The sequence below is a fragment of the Actinomyces polynesiensis genome (assembly GCF_000820725.1).
Taxonomy (GTDB): domain Bacteria; phylum Actinomycetota; class Actinomycetes; order Actinomycetales; family Actinomycetaceae; genus Pauljensenia; species Pauljensenia polynesiensis.
Map to the genome: position 1 here is coordinate 1 of NZ_CCXH01000285.1, position 2,880 is coordinate 2,880.

Annotated in this window: 4 protein-coding genes; 2 read left to right on the forward strand and 2 right to left on the reverse strand. The window is 68.1% G+C overall.

The window, feature by feature from the left end; all coding sequences use genetic code 11:
* Nucleotides 1-30 precede the first annotated feature (30 nt).
* Both TA90_RS11870 and TA90_RS11875 read right to left on the reverse strand, forming a co-directional pair.
* Nucleotides 31-336: an adenine nucleotide alpha hydrolase family protein gene (locus TA90_RS11870; RefSeq protein ID WP_043536744.1), complete on the reverse strand. Its 306-nt coding sequence runs from the start codon at nucleotides 334-336 to the stop codon at nucleotides 31-33.
* 326 nt (nucleotides 337-662) lie between these two features.
* Nucleotides 663-1,529 (reverse strand): helix-turn-helix domain-containing protein, encoded by an 867-nt coding sequence (locus TA90_RS11875; protein ID WP_187120141.1) that lies wholly within the window; start codon nucleotides 1,527-1,529, stop codon nucleotides 663-665.
* 164 nt (nucleotides 1,530-1,693) lie between these two features.
* Between TA90_RS11875 and TA90_RS11880 the strand changes: the two genes are divergently transcribed.
* Together TA90_RS11880 and TA90_RS11885 are read left to right on the forward strand one after the other, a co-directional pair.
* Nucleotides 1,694-2,179 (forward strand): tetratricopeptide repeat protein, encoded by a 486-nt coding sequence (locus TA90_RS11880; protein WP_043536747.1) that lies wholly within the window; start codon nucleotides 1,694-1,696, stop codon nucleotides 2,177-2,179.
* 135 nt (nucleotides 2,180-2,314) lie between these two features.
* Nucleotides 2,315-2,875, forward strand: coding sequence for a putative immunity protein (locus TA90_RS11885; RefSeq protein ID WP_052450842.1), 561 nt, complete (start codon nucleotides 2,315-2,317; stop codon nucleotides 2,873-2,875).
* The last annotated feature ends 5 nt before the right edge of the window (nucleotides 2,876-2,880 follow it).

Here is a 2,880-nt window from a genome sequence, read left to right on the forward strand (position 1 = left end):
CACGGATGGCCGCGGCGAGGGCCTGCGCCGTCACGCGGCCGTCGACCTCGACGCCGACTGGGGGGGAGGACCGTGGAGGGTGGAGTCCAGGCCGCGGGCCAGGGCGTCCTTGAGCCCGACCGGGGTGATGTCCCCGAAGGTCAGGCCGACCAGCTCCTGGCTGGTGCCCGATGCGGTCGCGCGGGCGGCTGCGGTGAGACGTGCGCACTCGATGGTGTTGCGGTCGTAGGGCGAGATCTCGTGGCGCGCGCGGCTCGTGTCCAGGTCGTGCGTGGAGGGATCGGTCCTCAGGTCCTGGTCACTCACGACCCACTTGAAGCAGGCAATGGTCGTCATCGGGTTCCTTCCATTCCGGTGCGGTGTCGGTGCCGACCCCGCCACTTCGCGGAGGCGTCGTCGGCATCGCTCCTTGATGAACCCAATCCTTCGCGGTCGTGCCCGTCGGGGTGGCGCGGATCGTGGTGGCCGTCGGACACCGTGTGGTGGGGGTCGGACACGGCTGCCGAGCACGGGGGAACGGACGCGAAAGGACGGTCACCGCGCGAGGGGAACGGGGCCGGGCGGGGGCCAGCCGGGGTACGGAGGAGGCAGTGCGGTCGTGGCACACCGCGTCCCTCCGCAAGGACGGGCGGGGCGCTGCCGAGGCGGCGCAGCTCGGGAGATCAGGAGAGGAGCTGGCGACGGAAGGATCCGGGAGTCTGCCCGGTCTGGCGCTGGAAGAACTTCGAGAAGTTGGCGGCATCGCCGAAACCCACGGTGTGGGCGACAGCGGCCACCGGCATGTCGGTGAGGGCCAGGAGGCGCTCGGCCTCGGCGCTGACCCTCTCGTCGATGACCTGTCGGGGTGGTGTGCCGACCTCCTCGTAGCACACCCGCTGCAGGGTCCTCGCTGAGTAGCCGAGTGCTGCGGCGTACTCCTCCACCGTGTGCATGGTGCAGCACTGCGCCTCGACCAGGTCGAGGAAGTCCCGGACCACGGGGTTGACCGCGTTGGAGGCGGCACGCTCACGCGGGACCGACTGCACCCGCATCACCAGGGCACACAGCAGGTGACGCAGGAGGGGCAGGCTGCGTGCCTGTACCGCCCCGGTGGGTCCGGACACGTACCGGGCGTACTCATTGTCCAGGACGGTGACCAGGGCATTGACCTCGTCGAGGTCACTGCCCTGGAGGTTCCACATGCCACCGACAGGACTGGAGATCTGCGGGGAGCCGGGTGAGAGGAAGGCGGCGGTGAAGCACACCGCACGGCCCTGGATGGCGGGCACCCGTTCGTGGACGGTGCCTGACGGGATCCACAACAGGGAACCGGGCCTGTGGTGCACGTCCTGGAAGTCGACGACCTGCGTGTCGTTGCCACCGGTGCACAGCACCATGATGTGGAAGGACGCCCGGAGGAGTTCGGCGTCGGGGCAGCGGGTGCGGCACCCGGACGCGGCGCGGATCTGTGCCACGCACAGTCCCAGATCAGGGCGCACAGGGTGACGCGCGTCCAGCGTGGACACGGCCGACCTCATCATCGCTGCCATGCGACACACCCTAGGTGAGCTTCCTGGAAGGAGACAGGGCACTCGGTCCCGGGTGGGCCGGGCGGGGGTGGGCACGCACTCCGTTCCTGCGAGCGGATCGTCGGGAGGGACGTGGTGAAAGGACTGCCACTCCCCCATGACGTGGGACAATCGCGGACGTGTCGATGACGTGGGATGAGCGAATCGCGGCGTTCTGGGACCGTGCAGATGATGCGTACCCCCAGGAAGTACTCGACGACATGCGCATCCTCGTCGAGGAACGCGACACGGACGACCCCGACGCACTGTTCGAGTGGGCATCGGCGCACGACTTCCTCGGCAGGGAACGCGAGGCAATCCCGCTGTACCGCAAGGCCCTCGACCTGGGGCTCTCAGGAGACCGCCTGCCCCAGGCGATCATCCAGTTGGCGAGCTCGCTGAGGAACATCGGTGTGCCCGCAGCAGCGGTCGAACTGCTGCAGAACGCGCCGGCCTCCGCCATCACCGGGGACGCACGACAGGCCTTCCTGGCCTTGGCACTGCATGACTGCGGAGACCACGCCGCCGCACTACGAATCGCACTCGAGGCACTGGCGCCCACGCTGCCGATGTACGGGCGTGCCGTCTCCCGATATGCCGCGGAGCTGACGGAGTCCTCGAACGAGGACTGACGCACGCGCCTCTGGCTCAGAGGTCTGCTCCGACTAGGAGGAACGGGTCCTCATACGAAGGGCGTCCCCATCGGCACACCTGGGAGTCGAAGCAGACCAATGTGGTTGCTCGATGCGCCGTGAGAGGCTTGATGCATGACCTCGCCGCAGACTCTTGAGGAAGCTGATCGGCGTCTCGTTGCCCTGTGGGCGGCAGACTGCGCTGAACGAGTTCTGCCGCTGTTCGAGGCCGAGGCCCCGGACGACAGCCGTGTGCGGGACGGCATCCTGCGGGCGCGTGCATATGGCCGTGGCGAGCTCGATGCCGCTGGCGAGATCAAGCGGAGGTTTGTCGCGGGCCGGGCGGCTCAGTCTGCGAAGTCTCCTGCTGCGGTCGCAGCTGCTCGGTCTTCCGGACAAGCATCGGGAGTTGCCCACATGGGCGCACACGCGCTGGGTGCGGCCACATACGCCGCGAAGGCCGCTTCTCTTGCGGAGATCAACCACGAGGCCGCACGCCGCGATGAGGTTCGCTGGCAGATCGACCACATGACAAGCGAGGTCCGTGCAGCACTGTCGAAGTTGCCCATGCTCGGAGAGGACTCATCCGGGCCGTTGGGAAGCGGACTCCTGTCGTCGGGAGTGCTTGCCGCGACGATCCGCGAGATCCAGTCGGTGTTGGCAGACGCCTCGATCAAGTCCCTTTGCGTGGTGTAACTGGC